This window comes from Rhodococcus sp. YL-1 (genome assembly GCF_001942025.1).
GTDB lineage: Bacteria > Actinomycetota > Actinomycetes > Mycobacteriales > Mycobacteriaceae > Rhodococcus_F > Rhodococcus_F qingshengii.
In genome coordinates this window covers 34,705-49,713 of the sequence record NZ_CP017303.1, presented here as the reverse complement: position 1 = coordinate 49,713, position 15,009 = coordinate 34,705, and the positions used below count along the sequence as shown (strand labels likewise).

16 protein-coding genes are annotated in these 15,009 nt (G+C 61.1%); 9 read left to right on the top strand and 7 right to left on the bottom strand.

All coding sequences use genetic code 11. The features are described from left to right. Nucleotides 1–62 precede the first annotated feature (62 nt). Nucleotides 63–839, top strand: a complete 777-nt coding sequence (locus tag BH682_RS32345; RefSeq protein WP_075836092.1) for an ABC transporter permease — start codon at nucleotides 63–65, stop codon at nucleotides 837–839. Nucleotides 840–1,071: 232 nt separating this feature from the next. On the opposite strand, the gene BH682_RS32340 is transcribed toward BH682_RS32345, so the two are convergent. After that, nucleotides 1,072–1,365, bottom strand: coding sequence for a WhiB family transcriptional regulator (locus BH682_RS32340; protein ID WP_075836090.1), 294 nt, complete (start codon nucleotides 1,363–1,365; stop codon nucleotides 1,072–1,074). 205 nt (nucleotides 1,366–1,570) lie between these two features. Here BH682_RS32340 and BH682_RS32335 point away from each other — a divergent pair, with 205 nt between their 5' ends. After that, nucleotides 1,571–2,299, top strand: a complete 729-nt coding sequence (locus BH682_RS32335) for a TetR family transcriptional regulator (RefSeq protein WP_075836089.1) — start codon at nucleotides 1,571–1,573, stop codon at nucleotides 2,297–2,299. 1 nt (nucleotide 2,300) lies between these two features. On the opposite strand, the gene BH682_RS32330 is transcribed toward BH682_RS32335, so the two are convergent. Together BH682_RS32330 and BH682_RS32325 are read right to left on the bottom strand one after the other, a co-directional pair. Then, entirely contained in the window at nucleotides 2,301–3,524 is a 1,224-nt protein-coding gene (locus tag BH682_RS32330; RefSeq protein ID WP_075836087.1) for an MFS transporter, read from the bottom strand. Beyond that, complete coding sequence (locus BH682_RS32325; RefSeq protein WP_075836085.1) at nucleotides 3,525–4,349, bottom strand: enoyl-CoA hydratase/isomerase family protein; 825 nt, start codon at nucleotides 4,347–4,349, stop codon at nucleotides 3,525–3,527. It lies immediately after the preceding gene. A 121-nt stretch (nucleotides 4,350–4,470) separates the two neighbouring features. Between BH682_RS32325 and BH682_RS32320 the strand changes: the two genes are divergently transcribed. Then, complete coding sequence (locus BH682_RS32320) at nucleotides 4,471–5,292, top strand: enoyl-CoA hydratase-related protein (protein WP_075836083.1); 822 nt, start codon at nucleotides 4,471–4,473, stop codon at nucleotides 5,290–5,292. 85 nt (nucleotides 5,293–5,377) lie between these two features. On the opposite strand, the gene BH682_RS32315 is transcribed toward BH682_RS32320, so the two are convergent. Then, on the bottom strand, nucleotides 5,378–6,145 hold the full coding sequence (locus BH682_RS32315) for an SDR family NAD(P)-dependent oxidoreductase (RefSeq protein ID WP_075836081.1): 768 nt from the start codon (nucleotides 6,143–6,145) through the stop codon (nucleotides 5,378–5,380). Nucleotides 6,146–6,361: 216 nt separating this feature from the next. Here BH682_RS32315 and BH682_RS32310 point away from each other — a divergent pair, with 216 nt between their 5' ends. Both BH682_RS32310 and BH682_RS32305 read left to right on the top strand, forming a co-directional pair. Continuing rightward, a complete protein-coding gene (locus tag BH682_RS32310; protein WP_075836079.1) occupies nucleotides 6,362–7,540 on the top strand; it encodes a thiolase family protein in 1,179 nt (392 codons plus the stop codon). A gap of 23 nt (nucleotides 7,541–7,563) precedes the next feature. After that, nucleotides 7,564–8,403, top strand: a complete 840-nt coding sequence (locus BH682_RS32305; protein WP_190287679.1) for a PaaI family thioesterase — start codon at nucleotides 7,564–7,566, stop codon at nucleotides 8,401–8,403. Nucleotides 8,404–8,475: 72 nt separating this feature from the next. Here the strand turns inward: BH682_RS32305 and BH682_RS32300 are convergent, their stop codons facing one another. Together BH682_RS32300 and BH682_RS32295 are read right to left on the bottom strand one after the other, a co-directional pair. Beyond that, the gene (locus BH682_RS32300) at nucleotides 8,476–9,183 is read right to left on the bottom strand and encodes an SDR family NAD(P)-dependent oxidoreductase (RefSeq protein ID WP_075836395.1); all 708 of its coding nucleotides are present in this window, start codon (nucleotides 9,181–9,183) and stop codon (nucleotides 8,476–8,478) included. Nucleotides 9,184–9,212: 29 nt separating this feature from the next. Beyond that, a complete protein-coding gene (locus tag BH682_RS32295) occupies nucleotides 9,213–10,664 on the bottom strand; it encodes an NAD-dependent succinate-semialdehyde dehydrogenase (protein ID WP_075836075.1) in 1,452 nt (483 codons plus the stop codon). Nucleotides 10,665–10,848: 184 nt separating this feature from the next. Between BH682_RS32295 and BH682_RS32290 the strand changes: the two genes are divergently transcribed. Genes BH682_RS32290 through BH682_RS32275 form a run of 4 tightly spaced genes read left to right on the top strand, consistent with a single transcriptional unit; the run spans nucleotide 10,849 to nucleotide 14,501 of the window. Beyond that, nucleotides 10,849–11,703 carry a 3-hydroxyacyl-CoA dehydrogenase family protein gene (locus BH682_RS32290; RefSeq protein ID WP_223304709.1) on the top strand — a complete coding sequence of 285 codons (855 nt, stop codon included), beginning with the start codon at nucleotides 10,849–10,851 and terminating at the stop codon, nucleotides 11,701–11,703. 6 nt (nucleotides 11,704–11,709) lie between these two features. Beyond that, nucleotides 11,710–13,158, top strand: coding sequence for a carboxyl transferase domain-containing protein (locus BH682_RS32285; protein WP_075836071.1), 1,449 nt, complete (start codon nucleotides 11,710–11,712; stop codon nucleotides 13,156–13,158). Nucleotides 13,159–13,196: 38 nt separating this feature from the next. After that, nucleotides 13,197–13,526 (top strand): DUF4286 family protein, encoded by a 330-nt coding sequence (locus BH682_RS32280; RefSeq protein ID WP_075836069.1) that lies wholly within the window; start codon nucleotides 13,197–13,199, stop codon nucleotides 13,524–13,526. A 39-nt stretch (nucleotides 13,527–13,565) separates the two neighbouring features. Beyond that, nucleotides 13,566–14,501 carry a VOC family protein gene (locus BH682_RS32275; protein ID WP_075836067.1) on the top strand — a complete coding sequence of 312 codons (936 nt, stop codon included), beginning with the start codon at nucleotides 13,566–13,568 and terminating at the stop codon, nucleotides 14,499–14,501. A 70-nt stretch (nucleotides 14,502–14,571) separates the two neighbouring features. On the opposite strand, the gene BH682_RS32270 is transcribed toward BH682_RS32275, so the two are convergent. Next, a complete protein-coding gene (locus BH682_RS32270) occupies nucleotides 14,572–14,991 on the bottom strand; it encodes a MaoC/PaaZ C-terminal domain-containing protein (RefSeq protein WP_075836065.1) in 420 nt (139 codons plus the stop codon). Nucleotides 14,992–15,009: the final 18 nt, after the last annotated feature.

The following is a 15,009-nucleotide window of genomic DNA, read 5'->3' as shown; positions in this document are numbered from 1 at the left end:
GCGAACCTTGAACTGCACATACGGATTCGGCCTGAGGCGGCTCGTAGGGAACACTGAGACCCATGAGCCTTTCGATAGCCGACTCCGGTATCCGTCTGGCTGTGCTCTGCATCGTCATGGCACTTGTCGCCACGCTCGTCTACCGATTCACCTATCTCGGTAGCGTTCGGGTGGTCCCCGGTGCCCTCGCTCGTGGCGCTCTTCAGTTGGCTGCGATTTCGTTGATCCTTGCCGCCGCCTTGGCCCACATCTGGTCGGCGCTCCTCGTGCTCGTCGGCATGTTCGTTGCAGCGTCTTTCACCGCGGCACGACGCTCGAACGCGGGGACGTCCGGAGTTTGGCTGACCATCGCGTTGGCGTCGGGAATCGGTGTGGTTCTGCCACTGATGCCGCTGTCCGGAGTGGTTCCGCTGCAAGGCGTCGCTCTGGTGCCGATCGGCGGCATTGTTCTGGGTGGCGCGATGACTGCAACATCGATGGCAGCCAAACGCGGACTCGACGCCGTCGACGACCGGTACGGGGAAGTGGAAGCAGCACTGAGCCTTGGATTTTCCCAACGCGATGCGCGGTGGGAGGTAGCCCGCACCGCTGCCTCCGATGCTCTGCTGCCTGGAGTCGACCAGACGCGCACCGTCGGCCTCGTGACATTGCCCGGAGCCTTTGTCGGTGTGTTGCTCGCGACGGGATCGGCCGTTCAGGCCGGTGCTGTGCAAATTCTTGTATTGGCAGGGTTGTTGTTGGCACAAACCTGCTCGGTGGCCGTGGCGTTGGAACTCGTCGCCCGCGGTTTCGTCTTTCGAGGTCAAGCTGTCAGGCCTGCGCAAGTTCGCGCTGAGTAAGTGGTAACGGTCACGGGTCGGAGTATTGAGGGTGACGAGCGATTCGCAGAGGTCGTCGTCTCGGAGCGGTGATCAGCAGCGGCCGCGGGCAGCTGGGTGTCTCTCGATATCCCGCTGCAGCACTAATTTTCCCTGACGCTGGTGGCTACCCGTGCGGGTGGCCGGCCGCAGCCTCACTAGGCGACGAGTGTGCACGCGTTGCTTATCCCTAAGTCCGCGATCAGGACCGAATTCAGCTGTAAAACCAGCGCTGCCGTTTTCGTTCCAGTGGCGACAGTCCTCCCCATATTCCGTGAGGTTCGCGCGTGCGTATCGCGTGTTCCCGGCAATTGAGTATCACCGGACAATGGGCGCAGATTCTTTTCGCTGTTGCCTCGAAGTCGTCGGTGGACGCTTCCTCAGTGCCGAAGAAGGTGTCGATGGGTTGACCGCGGCACGATGCGTCGAGCTGCCATTCCCACGCGCTATTTTTTGGTGGGGGCAACGTCGCGGTGTCCACTATGGTCGAGTAGTCGAATCTGGGCATGGATTCACGCCTTCTGTACGCGATTTCGGGGGCGATGTGTGGCTAGTGGCTGAATGTCGGGTCCCTGTGCCGTGAGATGGTTACCTTGATGGGAGCCAAAAGTGTGATCTAAGCGTCGAAGTTGGTCCGCAACAGTAAACCTTACCGGATGCTTGGGTACACTTGACGGACTCACTGTCTGAGATTACTTAGGGGAGGACGCACGATGCCGAAGCAGGCAACACCTGAAAAAACCGGTCGTCAACGTCGAGAAAGAGGCTCGATAAGCGCCGAAGAGATCATCAACGGTGCGTTTGAAGTCGCCCGTCGCGACACGCTGGACAAGCTGTCGATGCCTGAGTTGGCCAAGCACCTCGACGTGGGTGTGACCAGTATCTATTGGTACTTCCGCAAGAAGGAAGATCTTCTCAACGCCATGACGGACGAAGCGATTCGCGTGGTTTTCGAGCAACTGCTGCCTGTCGAAAAGTCCGATTGGAAGTCGTATCTGCGAAAGCACTTTGCCAAGACTCGCGAAATTTACAGTTCTGATCACGTGCTGTGCGATCTGGGCATGGTCCGATTCGGGACGTACAGCAAGGAAGCCGTCCATCAAGTTTTCAAGGTGATGGAAGACATCCTCGAGATGTTGATCGAGGCCGGTTTTGCCCCTGATTCCGCGTTGGACGTATACGAATCGATGTCGGTCTACACGAGAGGTTCGATTCTGATCGAACGAATTCAGCTCTCGGCCAAGGCGCCCACGATCGACTCTCAGCGGCAAGGCAGGCTGATTGATCCGGTTGACATGCCGCGACTCGCCGAGTTGATCAAAACTCGCTCCCTGAGCATGGTCACCGACGACGACTACGAAGCTGGAGTTTCCCACTTGATGACTGGATTCGAAGCCGTACTGCGCGCAGACAAGAGGGCGCGAAAGGCAGTTCAGGCCTGAATCAGAGTTTGTCCGAGTCCGCTGTGGCGGGCACTGCGGGCTCGGACTCGCCTCCTGGGTCGTGTGCAGTCGCGGCTGCAAACACGAACAGCAGGGCTAGTCCCACCAGTGCTGCAACGGCGCAGACGCCGAACGCCACCCGATAACCCGCGATCGTCGCTGCAACGCCGATGAGTACGGCCCCCACTCCGGATGCAACGTCGAAGAACATCGTGAACGTCGAAATCGCGGTCGATCGGCGCCCTGCGGGTGCGCGGGAGATTACCAGCGCGAGCAAGCCAGGATATTGCAGGGCGATTCCGATTCCGAACGGAACTAACGCCAGATACACCACCCAGACCGAGGGCGCGATCGCGATCCCGGTCAGACCTACGCTGATCAGAACAGTCGAACCCACCCCGGTTATCATGGGGCCCAACCGGTCCGGGATACGCGCTCCCAGTATCCGCGCAGCGAGAATGACGGTCGAATAGCCGAGAAATATCCATTGCGGGCTGTTTGAACCCAAGTCTCCGATATAGAGCGGCATGAAGGTACTCAAGGCGACAGGCCCGAGAATGCCGAGCATCAGCACGAAGCCTGGAACCAGCGCGGGGACGTAGATTTCGGGCTTCGTCCGCGGTGTGTGCATGTCGCGCGCAGGGCGTCGAATCGCGTTAGGTGAGATTGCTGCCGTCGCGACCAGTGACACTATGCCTGCCGCTGCGAAAGACCATGCTGGCCCGTAATTCTCAAGTATCGGCTGACTCACCACAGGGCCGAGCCCGATTCCCATGTAGGGGGCGACTGAGAGATAACTGATTACCTGTCCCTGGTGTGCATCTGATACGGACGAGCTCACAATGATCAGTGCGGCGACCATGATCACGGCCTGTGCGACACCGGCGATGAGGCGAAGTCCGGACAACCCGGCCGTGCTCCCGATCAGGCCAGAGAAGATGAAGGAGATCGCGCCGAGAATGCCGCACACCGCGATTAATCGCGTTGCACCCCAACGCTGTACGCCCGCTGGAATCCACGGGCGGATCGCTATCGCGGACACGGCGGTGGCCCCGACGACGGTGCCGACTGCGAGGTCGGATCCGCCGAGGGTATCTGTGATGTAAATCGGGATTGTCGGTAGAGCCATCCCGAAGGCAAAGAAGAAGAAGAACACGGCTGTCGCCGGCGCCAGAAATGCGCCGTTGACGATCCGCGTGGGAGACGCCTCAGCGGTTGTCGACATTCACATACCCCGAAAATTGGGTGCGCGGCGTTCGGCGTAGGAAGCGAACGCTTCGGCGCTCTCACCGCCGCTGCCGAGGCCCAGCAAGGTGACCTCCATTTTCCATGCTTGCTCGAAGGTTGCCTCGTAAGCGTCGTTAATTTGGCCTTTGATGTGACCTATGCCTATGTTCGGGCCGTCAGCGAAACGGGTGGCGACTGCAGAGGCGGTTGAGATCAGGTCACGAGCGGGCACGCTCTGGTTGGCCAGACCCCATCGCTCGGCCTCGCTGCCGTCGATTGCCTCACCGAGAAGTGCCATCGCCTTGGCGCGTGCGGGTGGTAGCGCCCGCGTCAGGAGGTACGCGCCAAGGGCTTCGAGCGGCAGTCCTCGTGTGACGAATACTTCGCAGAACTGGGCATCCTCGGCAGCGATGACGTAGTCGCAGGCGAGTGCGAAGTTGCAGCCGAAGCCGTAGGCGGGACCGTTCACCGCGGCGACGAAGGGCTTCTCGTTCTCCCAAACGGCTTTGATGACCCGCCACCAGCCGAACTTCCGGCCGTCTTCACGGGCCATCGTCGAGTTGTCACCGCGACGGGCTTCGGCCGGTACCTGGAAATGGTCGTCCTGGCTCAGATCGGCGCCAGAGCAGAAGGCGCGTCCCGCTCCGGTTACCACTGCGACCCGAATGTCGGGGTCTGTGCGGATATGTTCAATTGCTACGAGGAGGTCGTCTCGCATTTCGTGGTCGATTGCGTTGAGCCGCTCTGGCCGATTCATCGTCAGCCACGCGATGCCAGCGTCCACCTCAAGTGTGATCGCAGAATCCGCGGAGTATGTCGACATTGATTTCACCATTCTCGTTTTTTCCATCGTAAGTATTCTAGTGTTATATACCGTAAGGCTTACCGCTGGCGCAGCCAATCGGACTGCGCCGGCTTGTGACACTCGAAGGGAAGAAGCTGCAATGTCTTCAGATACAACAGCAGTCAGGGACGTCGACACCGAAGAGGTGCTGGTCAGCCGACACGGCAACGTGATGTTGATCGTGATGAACCGACCACAGGCACGCAATGCGGTCAATGAGGCCTTGTGTATCGCTGTCGGGGACGCGCTGGAGGAGGCGGAGAACGATCCTGAGGTTCGCGCGGTGGTTCTTACCGGGGCGGGCGACAAGGCGTTCTGTGCGGGTGCAGATCTCAAGGCCATCGCGCGTGGGGAGAGAATCATCCCCGAGGGACGTGAGGCCTGGGGCCTGGCAGGCTGGGTAGGGCATGCAATCAGCAAGCCGACCATCGCGGCCGTGAACGGGCCCGCCCTCGGTGGGGGTACTGAAATCGTGCTCGCGGCGGACCTGGTCGTCGCGGCCGACAACGCGACGTTCGGTCTGCCCGAAGCGAAGCGCGGTTTGGTCGCAGGCGCAGGCGGAGCATTTCGTCTGGCTGCCAGGATTCCGTCTGTCGTTGCTATGGAAATGTTGCTGACCGGCGAACCCGTCACTGCGGAGCGCGCTCTCGAGCTCCATCTGATCAACAGGGTCGTACCATCCGATCAACTACTCGATTCCGCGCTCGAGCTCGCAGAGCAGATCGCGGCCAATGCGCCTCTGTCGGTTCAGGCGCACAAGCGAATTGCACTCGGTCAGTTGCCGGACGGTCGGCGACCGGCAGAGGAAGCCGGTTGGGAGATGACTTCGGTCGAGTCCCGCTCCACGTCCGCCTCGGTAGACGCCAAGGAGGGGCCCGCTGCTTTCGCGGAAAAGCGAGCACCCGTCTGGGTCGGACGCTGACATCTGACTGACTTCAGACGAAGCAGCGGTGCTGATCATCATCCACGATGGTCGGCACCGCTGCTTCGGTCAGCAGAGCGTGAGATCAGATATTGAACCGCTGCGCACCGTCGATGCGAATGACCTCGCCGTTGAGGTAATCGTTCTCGGCGATATGCAGCGCCAGCCGTGCGTACTCGTCCGCGTGACCCATTCGCTTGGGGTTGGGCACGCCCGGCCCCCACTTCGCCTGCGCCTCGGCCTCTTCCATGCCGTAGGCGGGAGTGAAGAATGTTCCCGGTGCGATGCACATCGTCCGTACACCGATTGGTGCGAGGTCGCGCGCTGCCACGAGATTGAGTCCGATGACGCCTCCCTTGGCCGCGGAATAGTCGGACTGACCGACCTGACCTTCGTACCCGGCGATCGACGCCGTGGTGATGATGACCCCGCGCTGACCCGAATCGAGGGGCTCGTTCGACGACATTGCAGCCGCCGCCTGGCTCAGGACATTGAATGTTCCGCTGAGGAAGATGTCGACCGTCCGCTTGAACGTGGCCAACGGGTATGGCTTGCCTTCACGGTTGATAATGCGCTTGCCTGCTGCCGGGCCACCGTGCACGATGACCGTCGTTCGCAATGGTCCTAACTCACGCGCAGCCGCGATAGCGGCGGCGACGGAATCTTCATCGGTGACATCGGTTTTGACGTAGCGAACACTGTCTCCGAGCTGCGCTGCAAGTGCCTCGCCCTTCTCGTCGGACAGTTCGGCAATGACCACCTTGGCGCCGGCATCGACTAGCCGTCGAACCGTTGCTTCACCGAATCCGCCTGCGCCTCCGGTGACGAGTGCTGAACTTCCTGCCAGTTCCATGGATCCTCCTGATTGCATACCGCTCGGCGAGCGGTGCTGTAGACGGGGCTCGGGACGATATTCGATCGGCAACGATCTACTGATCGAAATCAGTTCCCCGGCCCTCGCCAGTACTATACTGTTGGTATTACGGTATTAAATACCGAACAGACAATTAGGGTGTAGTCGACAGAATGCGAGTCGTCGGTGCGCCCCCGCAGACAGTGAGGATTTATCATGTCGGACGCCGTGATAGTCAGTGCCGCACGCACCGCAATAGGAACCGCGTACAAGGGATCCCTCAAGAACACCCCAGCGGAGGAGCTCGCCACCACAGTTCTGGAAGAGACCGTGCGACGGTCCGGACTCGAGCCTTCGCGATTCGGCGATGTCATCTTCGCGGAGTCGGGTTACGGCGGGGGAGATCTCGCTCGGTACGCCGCAGTGAACGCAGGACTCACGACGGTGTCCGGGCAGGCAGTGAATCGTCACTGTGCAGGCAGCCTTACCGCTGTGGGCAATGCAGCGGCGAACATCATGTCCGGCATGGAAGACGCCGTCGTTGCCGGTGGTGTGATGTCAGCTTCGACGGGCCCGAAACTCTCCCAACGTGTGTTGGGCACCGTCGACGAATACAACGACGGATGGATGCCCCCGACACACCCCGATCGCGCCGATGCCCCCAACCGCGACATGTCCATCACCGTGGGTTGGAACACCGCTCGCGCACTCGGATTGACCCGTGAGGAACTCGACGAGTGGGCGTTTCGGTCTCATCAGCGCGCAATTGCCGCGATCGATGCAGGCAAGTTCATCGACGAAATCGTTCCGCTGAAGGTAGCCAACGCAGATGGTGACATCGTGGAGTTCGCTGTCGACGAGCATCCGCGTCGCGGGTCGACATTAGAAAAGTTGGCCTCGCTGAGGGTTCTTCATCCTGAGATCGAGGGCTTCAACATCACTGCGGGCAACTCCAGTGGTGTCAACGACGCGGCATCAGCACTCGCTCTGACCAGCGCGGAGCTCGCGAAGTCCGAGGGGCTGACCGCCATGGCCACTGTACGTGCGTGGGCGGCACTGGGGATCGACCCCAAGGACACCGGCCTCGGTGCGATCCGCATCATTCCGAAAGTGTTGTCGCGTGCCGGAATCAACGTGGCCGATGTCGCCTTGTGGGAGATCAACGAGGCCTTCGCCTCGGTTCCTGTCGGAGCGTGCAAGGAGCTCGGGATCGACGAGGAACTGGTGAACTTCAGTGGGAGCGGCTGTTCACTCGGTCACCCGGTCGCGGCATCGGGAGCGCGAATGCTCACTACCTTGATCTACGAACTGCGTCGTCGAGGAGGTGGCATCGGCGTTGCTGCGATGTGTGCCGGTGGTGGTCAGGCAGGCGCCGTGATCATCGAAGTGCCCTGATGGCGATCGAATCAGGTGTCCAGGTGCCTGTACATCCCCGCGGTGTCGAGATCCTGACCAGTGACGCTGCGCGACGTTTCGCCGAGCACACTCCGCAGACCTTGTTCGCGATCGATCGACGGGACGACTGGGGCGAAACGGGCCTGGGTATGCGCGTCGGTCCATGGACGACCGACGCAGAGGGGGTGCACTACCCGAGCGCCGTAGCGGTCATGATGGACAGCGTTCTGTGCGGTCCGCTGTTCGTCCGCCGTCCCAGCCCAGTGCTGGGAATGGCCACATCCGAACTCTCCCTGGACTTCATCCCGAATACGGCGTGGGACGGTCCGGAATTGAAGGCCGTGAGCGAGTTGATGCAGATCGACAACTCGGGAGGGCTGACGCGTGGTGATGTGCGCGACTCATCCGGCAATATTTGCGTGACGGGAACTTTGTGGGGTCGGTTCTTTCCCATTCCGAGTGGCCACAGTCCGTCGGAGCCTCTCGATATTCCCGGCCCCGATCCGACGGCGACGTTGACGGACATGTTCTGCGGTATTCCCGAGCTCACACACACTGGTGCCCTGCTGCAGGTCGCTGCCGCACCGTGGCTGAACAATCCGCGTCAGGTGATGCACGGCGGGGTACTGGCGACACTGTCGGATTACGTGGCGGTGGCCGCACTCGACGGCGGCGCAGCTCGCTGGTGCCCGTTGTCGTTGCGCACGAGTTTCTTGCGCCCAGCAAACGTGGGCGACAAGGTGACAGTGGTCGCCGAGGCCGTCCATCGAGGCAGAAACCTGTCGGTCATGCGGGTTCGGACCATCGGGAACACGGGAAAGGTCTTCACTCATTCCATCGTGTCGTATGCGTTGAGGACGTAGCAGGTCGATATGTGACGAGCAGGCCACGGGTTAACTACGCCGTGGCCTGCTCGAGTTTTTTGGACGGATCGTTCAGCCGACACCCGGAAGGGGAATCTGAGCACCGGAAATGGCGTCGGAATCGGGGCCGACGAGAAATGCGATGACCTGCGCGATGCGCTCGGGGGCAACCCAGTTGCTTCGGTCGGCGTTCGGCTGTCCGGCACGATTACCCGGAGTGTCGATCACGGTCGGCATCAGTACGTTCGCCCGAATACCATCCGCCTTGTACTCCACTGCCAGCGCTGCCATCAAGGCGAGTACGCCGGCCTTGGCCGTGACATAACCGGAGGCACCTGCAAACGGAGAAGATGCAGCCTTGGTCGACATCGCGACGATGGACCCCCCTCCAGCAGCGATAAGGTGCGGAATCGCAGCCTTCGTCGTCGCGTAGGTCGGCCGCAGGTTGAGCTGAAGTTGGTGTTCGAAGTCCTCGATCGGACTCTCGTGCACTCGCGGACCCATCGCGAAACCTCCGACGAGATTGACCACAGCGTTCAGCGGCGCTGATGCATCCGAACTGGCCAGTGCGGCAACTGCTTCGGTCCCGGACGGGTCGAATAGATCGGCCTGTGTCAGAACCAGATCGGGATTGTCGGTATGCCGGGCCAGGCGATCGACTTCTTCCTCGGCGATCCACGGCACGATCACCCGCCAGCCTTTGTCGAGCAGTAGCGTCGTCACTGCCGTTCCGAGTCCGCCGGTGCCGCCCGTAACGATCACCGAATTACGTTGTGTCATTTCATCCCTCGCTTCATTGTGCGCGTTACTCACAGGCTCATGCCCACGAGTTTCACGTCGAGATACTCATCGAGAGCCTGGGCGCCGCCCTCACGCCCCAGTCCACTGTCCTTGATGCCGCCGAATGGCGCGGCAGCGGCAGTGGGGTTGATGTCGTTGACGCCCACGATGCCAAAACGTAGCTTTTCGGTCACTCTTACGGCCCGGCGCAGGTCGTCGGTGTATACGTACGAGGCGAGACCGTAGTCGGTGTCGTTCGCCTTGGCGATTGCCTCCGCCTCGTCGTCGAATGCGATGATCGCCGCGATCGGACCGAATGTCTCTTCGCGGTAGATCTCCATGTCCTCGGTCACATCCACCAATACCGTGGGGGCGTAGAAGTTCTGCCCGCCCGCTCCGTCGACGTCGACTCGGTGACCGCCGGCGAGCACCCGAGCCCCCTTAGTCACTGCGTCGTCGACCTGGCGTGACATCTTGTCCATTGCGTCGGTGTCGATGAGCGGGCCGATAGAGGTTCCCGGCGTCGCTCCATTGCCGACTTTCATCGCTTTCACTCGCGCGGAGAAGACATCGACGAACTTGTCGTATACGCCGGCCTGTACGAAGATTCGGTTCGGGCAGATGCAGGCTTGGCCGGTATTGAGGAACTTCACCAGGGCTGCTCCCTTCGCGGCATGCTCGATGTCGGCGTCCTCGAAGACGAGAAAGGGTGCGTGTCCGCCGAGTTCCATCGAGACACGCTTCATCGTCTTCGCTGCTTGTGCGCCAAGGGTCCGGCCGACGGAGGTCGAGCCTGTGAACGTCAGCTTCCGCACCGTTCGAGACTCGAGCAGTACGTCTCCGACTTCTTCGGGGTGGTTGGAGGTGACGAGGTTTACCACGCCTGCGGGGAGTCCGGCCTCTTCGAAGATCTTGAACATCGCCACGGCGCACAGGGGTGTCTGTTCGGCGGGTTTGAGGACGATCGTGCACCCTGCGGCGACGGCCGGTGCGACCTTACGGGTGATCATCGAGATTGGATAGTTCCACGGGGTGATAGCGGCTACGACACCTACAGGTTGGCGTAGCACGGACAATCGGTGGTCGGCACGTGGAGACGGAATCATGCTGCCGTACACACGTTTCGCCTCTTCGGCGAACCAGATCAGGAAATCGGCGCCGTAGTTGACTTCGTTGCGTGCCGCGCGCAGCGGCTTGCCCTGCTCGCGGGTCATCAGCGCGGCCAGGTCGTCGGCGCGCTCGGTCATCAGTCGATGGGCTCGTAGAAGCGCGGCGGAGCGTGCGTACGCCGTCTCGCCCGCCCAGGAGTCGAATGCGCGCGCGGCAGCATCGATCGCGGCGTGGGCGTCCGCTCTTCCGCCGTCCGATGCACTACCGAAAGGGGTGTCGGTAGCGGGATCCACGACGTCGAACTGTCTGTGTTCCGAGGATGGTTGCCATCTGCCGTCGATGAAGAGAGTTGCAGCGTTCTCGCGGGTCATTGACGTGCCTTTCGGGGGTGGGGAGCGTGGCTTCGCGGTCGGGACTGGATTCTGCGAGAGGGATTGTCGTGCCTCTCGATCAATTTTCTCCGTTTCTGTCCAAGGCTTGTTCGCTCTGTTATCGTTTTTCTTACCGTAACACTTACCGGTAGGTCATATGCAGTGCTTTCAGAGGAGAGTGGCAGTGGAAATCAAGCGGATTGCAGTGGTTGGCTGCGGAACCATGGGAGGCGGTATCGTCCAAACCGCTGCGCGGTTCGGCTTCGAGACCGTCGGCATCGAAACCTCGAGCGAGGCAGCGAGCGCGGCGCAGCAACGGATCGAGGCAGGATTGCGTGCTACCGCCGACCGAGGAAAGATCAACGAAGCAGAATTATCCGAAGCGCTACAACGAATTTCGATTACAACAGACTTCTCTGCGGTAGCAGACGCCGACTTGGTCATCGAAGCCGTGTTCGAGGACGTCGAGCTGAAAAAGAAGGTTCTGGGAGACATCGACGCGTTGGTGGCTCCCGGCGCGTACATCGCTTCGAATACCTCGACCATTCCGCTGGTGGTCCTCGCCGCGGCCACGAGGCGACCCGAATCCGTTGTGGGATTCCACTTCTTCAATCCGGTACCGTCCATGAAGCTCGTCGAGGTGATCAAGACTCCGGTCACCGACGCAGACAACGTTGCCGTACTGGTCGATTTCGCCAAGGCGCTGGGGAAGAGCCCGGTGATCGTCAATGATGTCCCCGGCTTCATCGGAAACCTCCTGATCGTTCCATACCTGGTAGACGCTATTCGCGCGTTCGAACGGGGTGTCGCGGATATGGAATCGATCGACGATGTCATCAAGCTCGGGTTCAACCACCCGATGGGGCCCTTCGCTCTCAGCGATCTCATCGGTCTCGACATCGTGCACGACATGGCCGCCTCGATGTACGAGGAATACAAGGATCCCCGCTACCAGCCTCCGACGCTGCTCAAACAGTATGTCCGCCTCGGCTGGTTAGGGCGCAAGACCGGACGCGGTTTCTACACGTATTCGAGCTGAATCACAGTGGCAGAATCGGCGATAGGCACCTCGGACGAGTCCTTCCATCTCGAGACTCGGTTCCTCGAAGAGTGGGACCGCGACCTGGTGTCGATGGATCCACTGTCCTTTCCAGAGTACGAGCCTCCTGTGGCCGAGTCGGTTCGGTGCGGAACTGTCTCCGGTGCGGCAGGGGATTACGTGCTGATCGATTGCGACTTCTCCAGGCAAGGCGGAACGATGGGCGTCGTTGCGGGCGAACGTATCGTGCGCGCCTTCCATCGCGCGACCGACCGAGGATTGTCGGTGGCGTACCGGGTCAGTAGCGGCGGCGCTCGGCTACAGGAAGGGATGTTCTCTCTAGTTCAGATGGCGCGGACAAGTTCGGCGCTCGTCGAACATCGTCGTGCCGGACTGATGACTGCTGCAGCTTTGCGGAACCCCACGACGGGTGGCGTCTACGCATCGTGGGCGTCCGGAGCAGACGTGCGGATCGCGACTCCGGGTGCAGTAATCGGGTTCGGAGGCCCCCGGGTGGTGGAACAGGTCACCGGATTTCGCCCTCCTGCCACTTCGCACACCGCGGAGTCGGCCTATGCCAACGGCTTGGTCGACGACCTGGTGCCGGAAGAAGATCAGCAGCTCCGACTGGAAGCGATCCTGGGAGTGGCGCCTGCGCCGCCGCTGAGACTGCCATCGCGTCGTACGCTGGGCGCGGAATCGATGAAGGCCGGGGCCCTCGACACACGAGCGAGGATCGACGTCGTTCGATCCCACACGCGCGCATCGGGTCTGGATTGGGCTGCCCGGTCGACCGATTCGTGGATCGATCTCCACGGCACCGATCCGTCGATTCGAGCGGGCATTGCCACTATCGACGGCGAACGTGCTGTCGTCGTCGCGATGGATCGCTTCCATCGAGGCGGCGGCACCGGCCTTCCTGGTCCGGGCGCGTTCCGACTGGCCAGGCGTGCCATCGCACTCGCGGATCGCCTTCGTCTTCCTCTGGTGACCTTCGTGGACACGCCCGGCGCAGATCCGTCACCGACAGCAGAAGCTGGCGGCATCGCTCACGAGATCGGGCACACCCTGACAGCTATGGCGGCACTGTCCAGTGTGAGTGTGTGCGTGGTGGTGGGAGAAGGAGGAAGTGGCGGGGCGATGGCATTGGCTCACGCAGATCATGTTGGGATGCTTGAACACTCGCTGTTCTGGGTGATCGGCCCCGAGGCCGGCGCTGCAGTTCTCTATCGCGACCCGACAAAGGCGACCGAGCTCGCTCGCTCCTTCGAACCGACGGCTGCCGAACTCGTCGCGACGGGCTTCGCGGACTGCCGTATCCAAGAGACGAGTGCGGACGTACGTCGGTACATCGTCGAGAGCATCCGTCGGGGAGATGCCGGTAACCGAAATGCTCGACTCGATTCGATGACAGTCGGCGCGTTGACGATCGTCGACGCGACCGTATCGACCTGATATTTCGAAAACCCGATCGAAAAGGAATAGGCCACATCATGGCGAAAGCGATATTGCTTGCATCCAGCAGTCCATCGAGCGTCGAGGTCGACGCGGAGTTCGGCCGTTGGTACGACGAGATTCACATTCCCGACGTGCGCGCTGCCATCCCGGCGATCACCTCCGTAGGTCGCTATCGGGTTCTCGACCCGGCCGCCGGCGATCAGGCACTGCCACGTTATGTCGCAATCTATGAGATCGACGACGCCGACGCCGACGCAGCGGCCGCAGCGCTGCAGGGCGCAGTCAGCGAAGGACGAGTCTCCATGACGGACACGATGAACGTGACCGATCACCCCCCGGTGGTCGAATTCCTCACCGCTATCTAATTTTCCACGGCAATAGCACGACACGACAGGAGAAGTGACATGGAGAAGATTGTCCAGAAGACCGGCGACCACGGTATCGGCCTGATGATTCACATGGTGCACATGACAGACGACGTTCCCACGCTGAACAAGTTCTACGAGGACGTGTTCGGCGGACTGATGTTCATGGGCGTCGACGAACCGCAGTGGCTCGAGGTGGAGGATCGCTGGGCCGGCTTGATTCAGGTCTCGGACTTCTGCGTCGAGACGATGGCGCCGAACCTGCCCGCCGATCCGACCAAACCAGTCGGCAAATTCTACACCAAGTACGGCAAGCACCTCCACTCGGTAGGCTACAAGGTCGACGACCTGGTTGCCATCGGCAACAGGCTCATCGAGCGTGGCGTGTACATCGGCAAGCCCGGTGGCGGAAAGATCGAAGAGATGGACCCGGAGACGATGTACTTCTACCCGAGTCCGCGCGATACGGCGGGGCTGATGGTTGAGCTGTGTCGCACGGACATGCCAGACGATCCCCGCCAGCTCGGAACATGGTCTTCCCAGGTGAAGCTGTGGCGTAGCCACCCGCTCACCATCGAGCGGGCCAACTACGTGACACTCGGTGTCAAGGATCTCGATGCTGCGGTACACACGTATGTCGACGTGATCCAGGCGGTTCCGGTCCATTCCGGGATCGACGACGACCTGCAGACCAAGTTTCAGATCGTCCAGCTGGGAGATTGCTTGCTTCAGCTCGCGCAACCGCTCAACACGGACTCCGATCTGGGCCGCCATGTAGACCAGTGGGGCAACATGATCTACGGCGTGACATTCCGCGTCGGTGACCTCGACTCGGCGGAGAAGTGGTTGAACCTCAAGGGAGTTCGGACCACTCGTATTCGTCCCACGCTGCTCGCAGCGAACCCGGACGATTGCCATAACGCGCCGTACTTCTTCAGTACGGAAACCATCCCCAACGATCCGTTCGAGGTCTGATCCTCAGCACATGACTTCGGGGTGTGTCGCAAGATCTCGCGACACACCCCGAAGTCGTTGAGGAACAAGATCAACGCAACAGGACAGTGGCTGATCCGGGTGCCAGCTTGTCGCCGACGCCGTCCTCGGTCCAGATGTCGAGAGAGACCTCAGTACCTGCGTCGGAGCTTCTCACCGAGGAGACCCGACCATGCGCGGTCACGGGCCCCTTCGTGTTGGGCTTGCGGAACTGGCAACTGACGGACAGGATCACCGCATCATCACCCGCCCACTGGCGGATGAGATTGTGCAGATAGGACCACTGTAGGTTTCCCATGCCGAAAGCGCCGCTCTGGCCTGCAATCCGGCCTGCCTCGTCATCCATATGGATCGGCACGAACTCGTCGTTGACCGCTGCGTAGCGGTTCCACGTGGCGAACCCGGTGTCCCTGGTGAAGGGCCGAAGTTCTTCTCCTACCGTGGGGATGGTGGTTGTCTGGGTGTTGGTCATGATTACTCGCTTTCGTTG

Bases quoted from the DNA above. Each gene is read 5' to 3' on its own strand.
- BH682_RS32345 (WP_075836092.1), top strand. From the start codon at position 63: ATGAGCCTTTCGATAGCCGACTCCGGTATCCGTCTGGCTGTGCTCTGC.
- BH682_RS32340 (WP_075836090.1), bottom strand. From the start codon at position 1,365: ATGCCCAGATTCGACTACTCGACCATAGTGGACACCGCGACGTTGCCC.
- BH682_RS32335 (WP_075836089.1), top strand. From the start codon at position 1,571: ATGCCGAAGCAGGCAACACCTGAAAAAACCGGTCGTCAACGTCGAGAA.
- BH682_RS32330 (WP_075836087.1), bottom strand. From the start codon at position 3,524: ATGTCGACAACCGCTGAGGCGTCTCCCACGCGGATCGTCAACGGCGCA.
- BH682_RS32325 (WP_075836085.1), bottom strand. From the start codon at position 4,349: ATGTCGACATACTCCGCGGATTCTGCGATCACACTTGAGGTGGACGCT.
- BH682_RS32320 (WP_075836083.1), top strand. From the start codon at position 4,471: ATGTCTTCAGATACAACAGCAGTCAGGGACGTCGACACCGAAGAGGTG.
- BH682_RS32315 (WP_075836081.1), bottom strand. From the start codon at position 6,145: ATGGAACTGGCAGGAAGTTCAGCACTCGTCACCGGAGGCGCAGGCGGA.
- BH682_RS32310 (WP_075836079.1), top strand. From the start codon at position 6,362: ATGTCGGACGCCGTGATAGTCAGTGCCGCACGCACCGCAATAGGAACC.
- BH682_RS32300 (WP_075836395.1), bottom strand. From the start codon at position 9,183: ATGACACAACGTAATTCGGTGATCGTTACGGGCGGCACCGGCGGACTC.
- BH682_RS32295 (WP_075836075.1), bottom strand. From the start codon at position 10,664: ATGACCCGCGAGAACGCTGCAACTCTCTTCATCGACGGCAGATGGCAA.
- BH682_RS32280 (WP_075836069.1), top strand. From the start codon at position 13,197: ATGGCGAAAGCGATATTGCTTGCATCCAGCAGTCCATCGAGCGTCGAG.
- BH682_RS32275 (WP_075836067.1), top strand. From the start codon at position 13,566: ATGGAGAAGATTGTCCAGAAGACCGGCGACCACGGTATCGGCCTGATG.
- BH682_RS32270 (WP_075836065.1), bottom strand. From the start codon at position 14,991: ATGACCAACACCCAGACAACCACCATCCCCACGGTAGGAGAAGAACTT.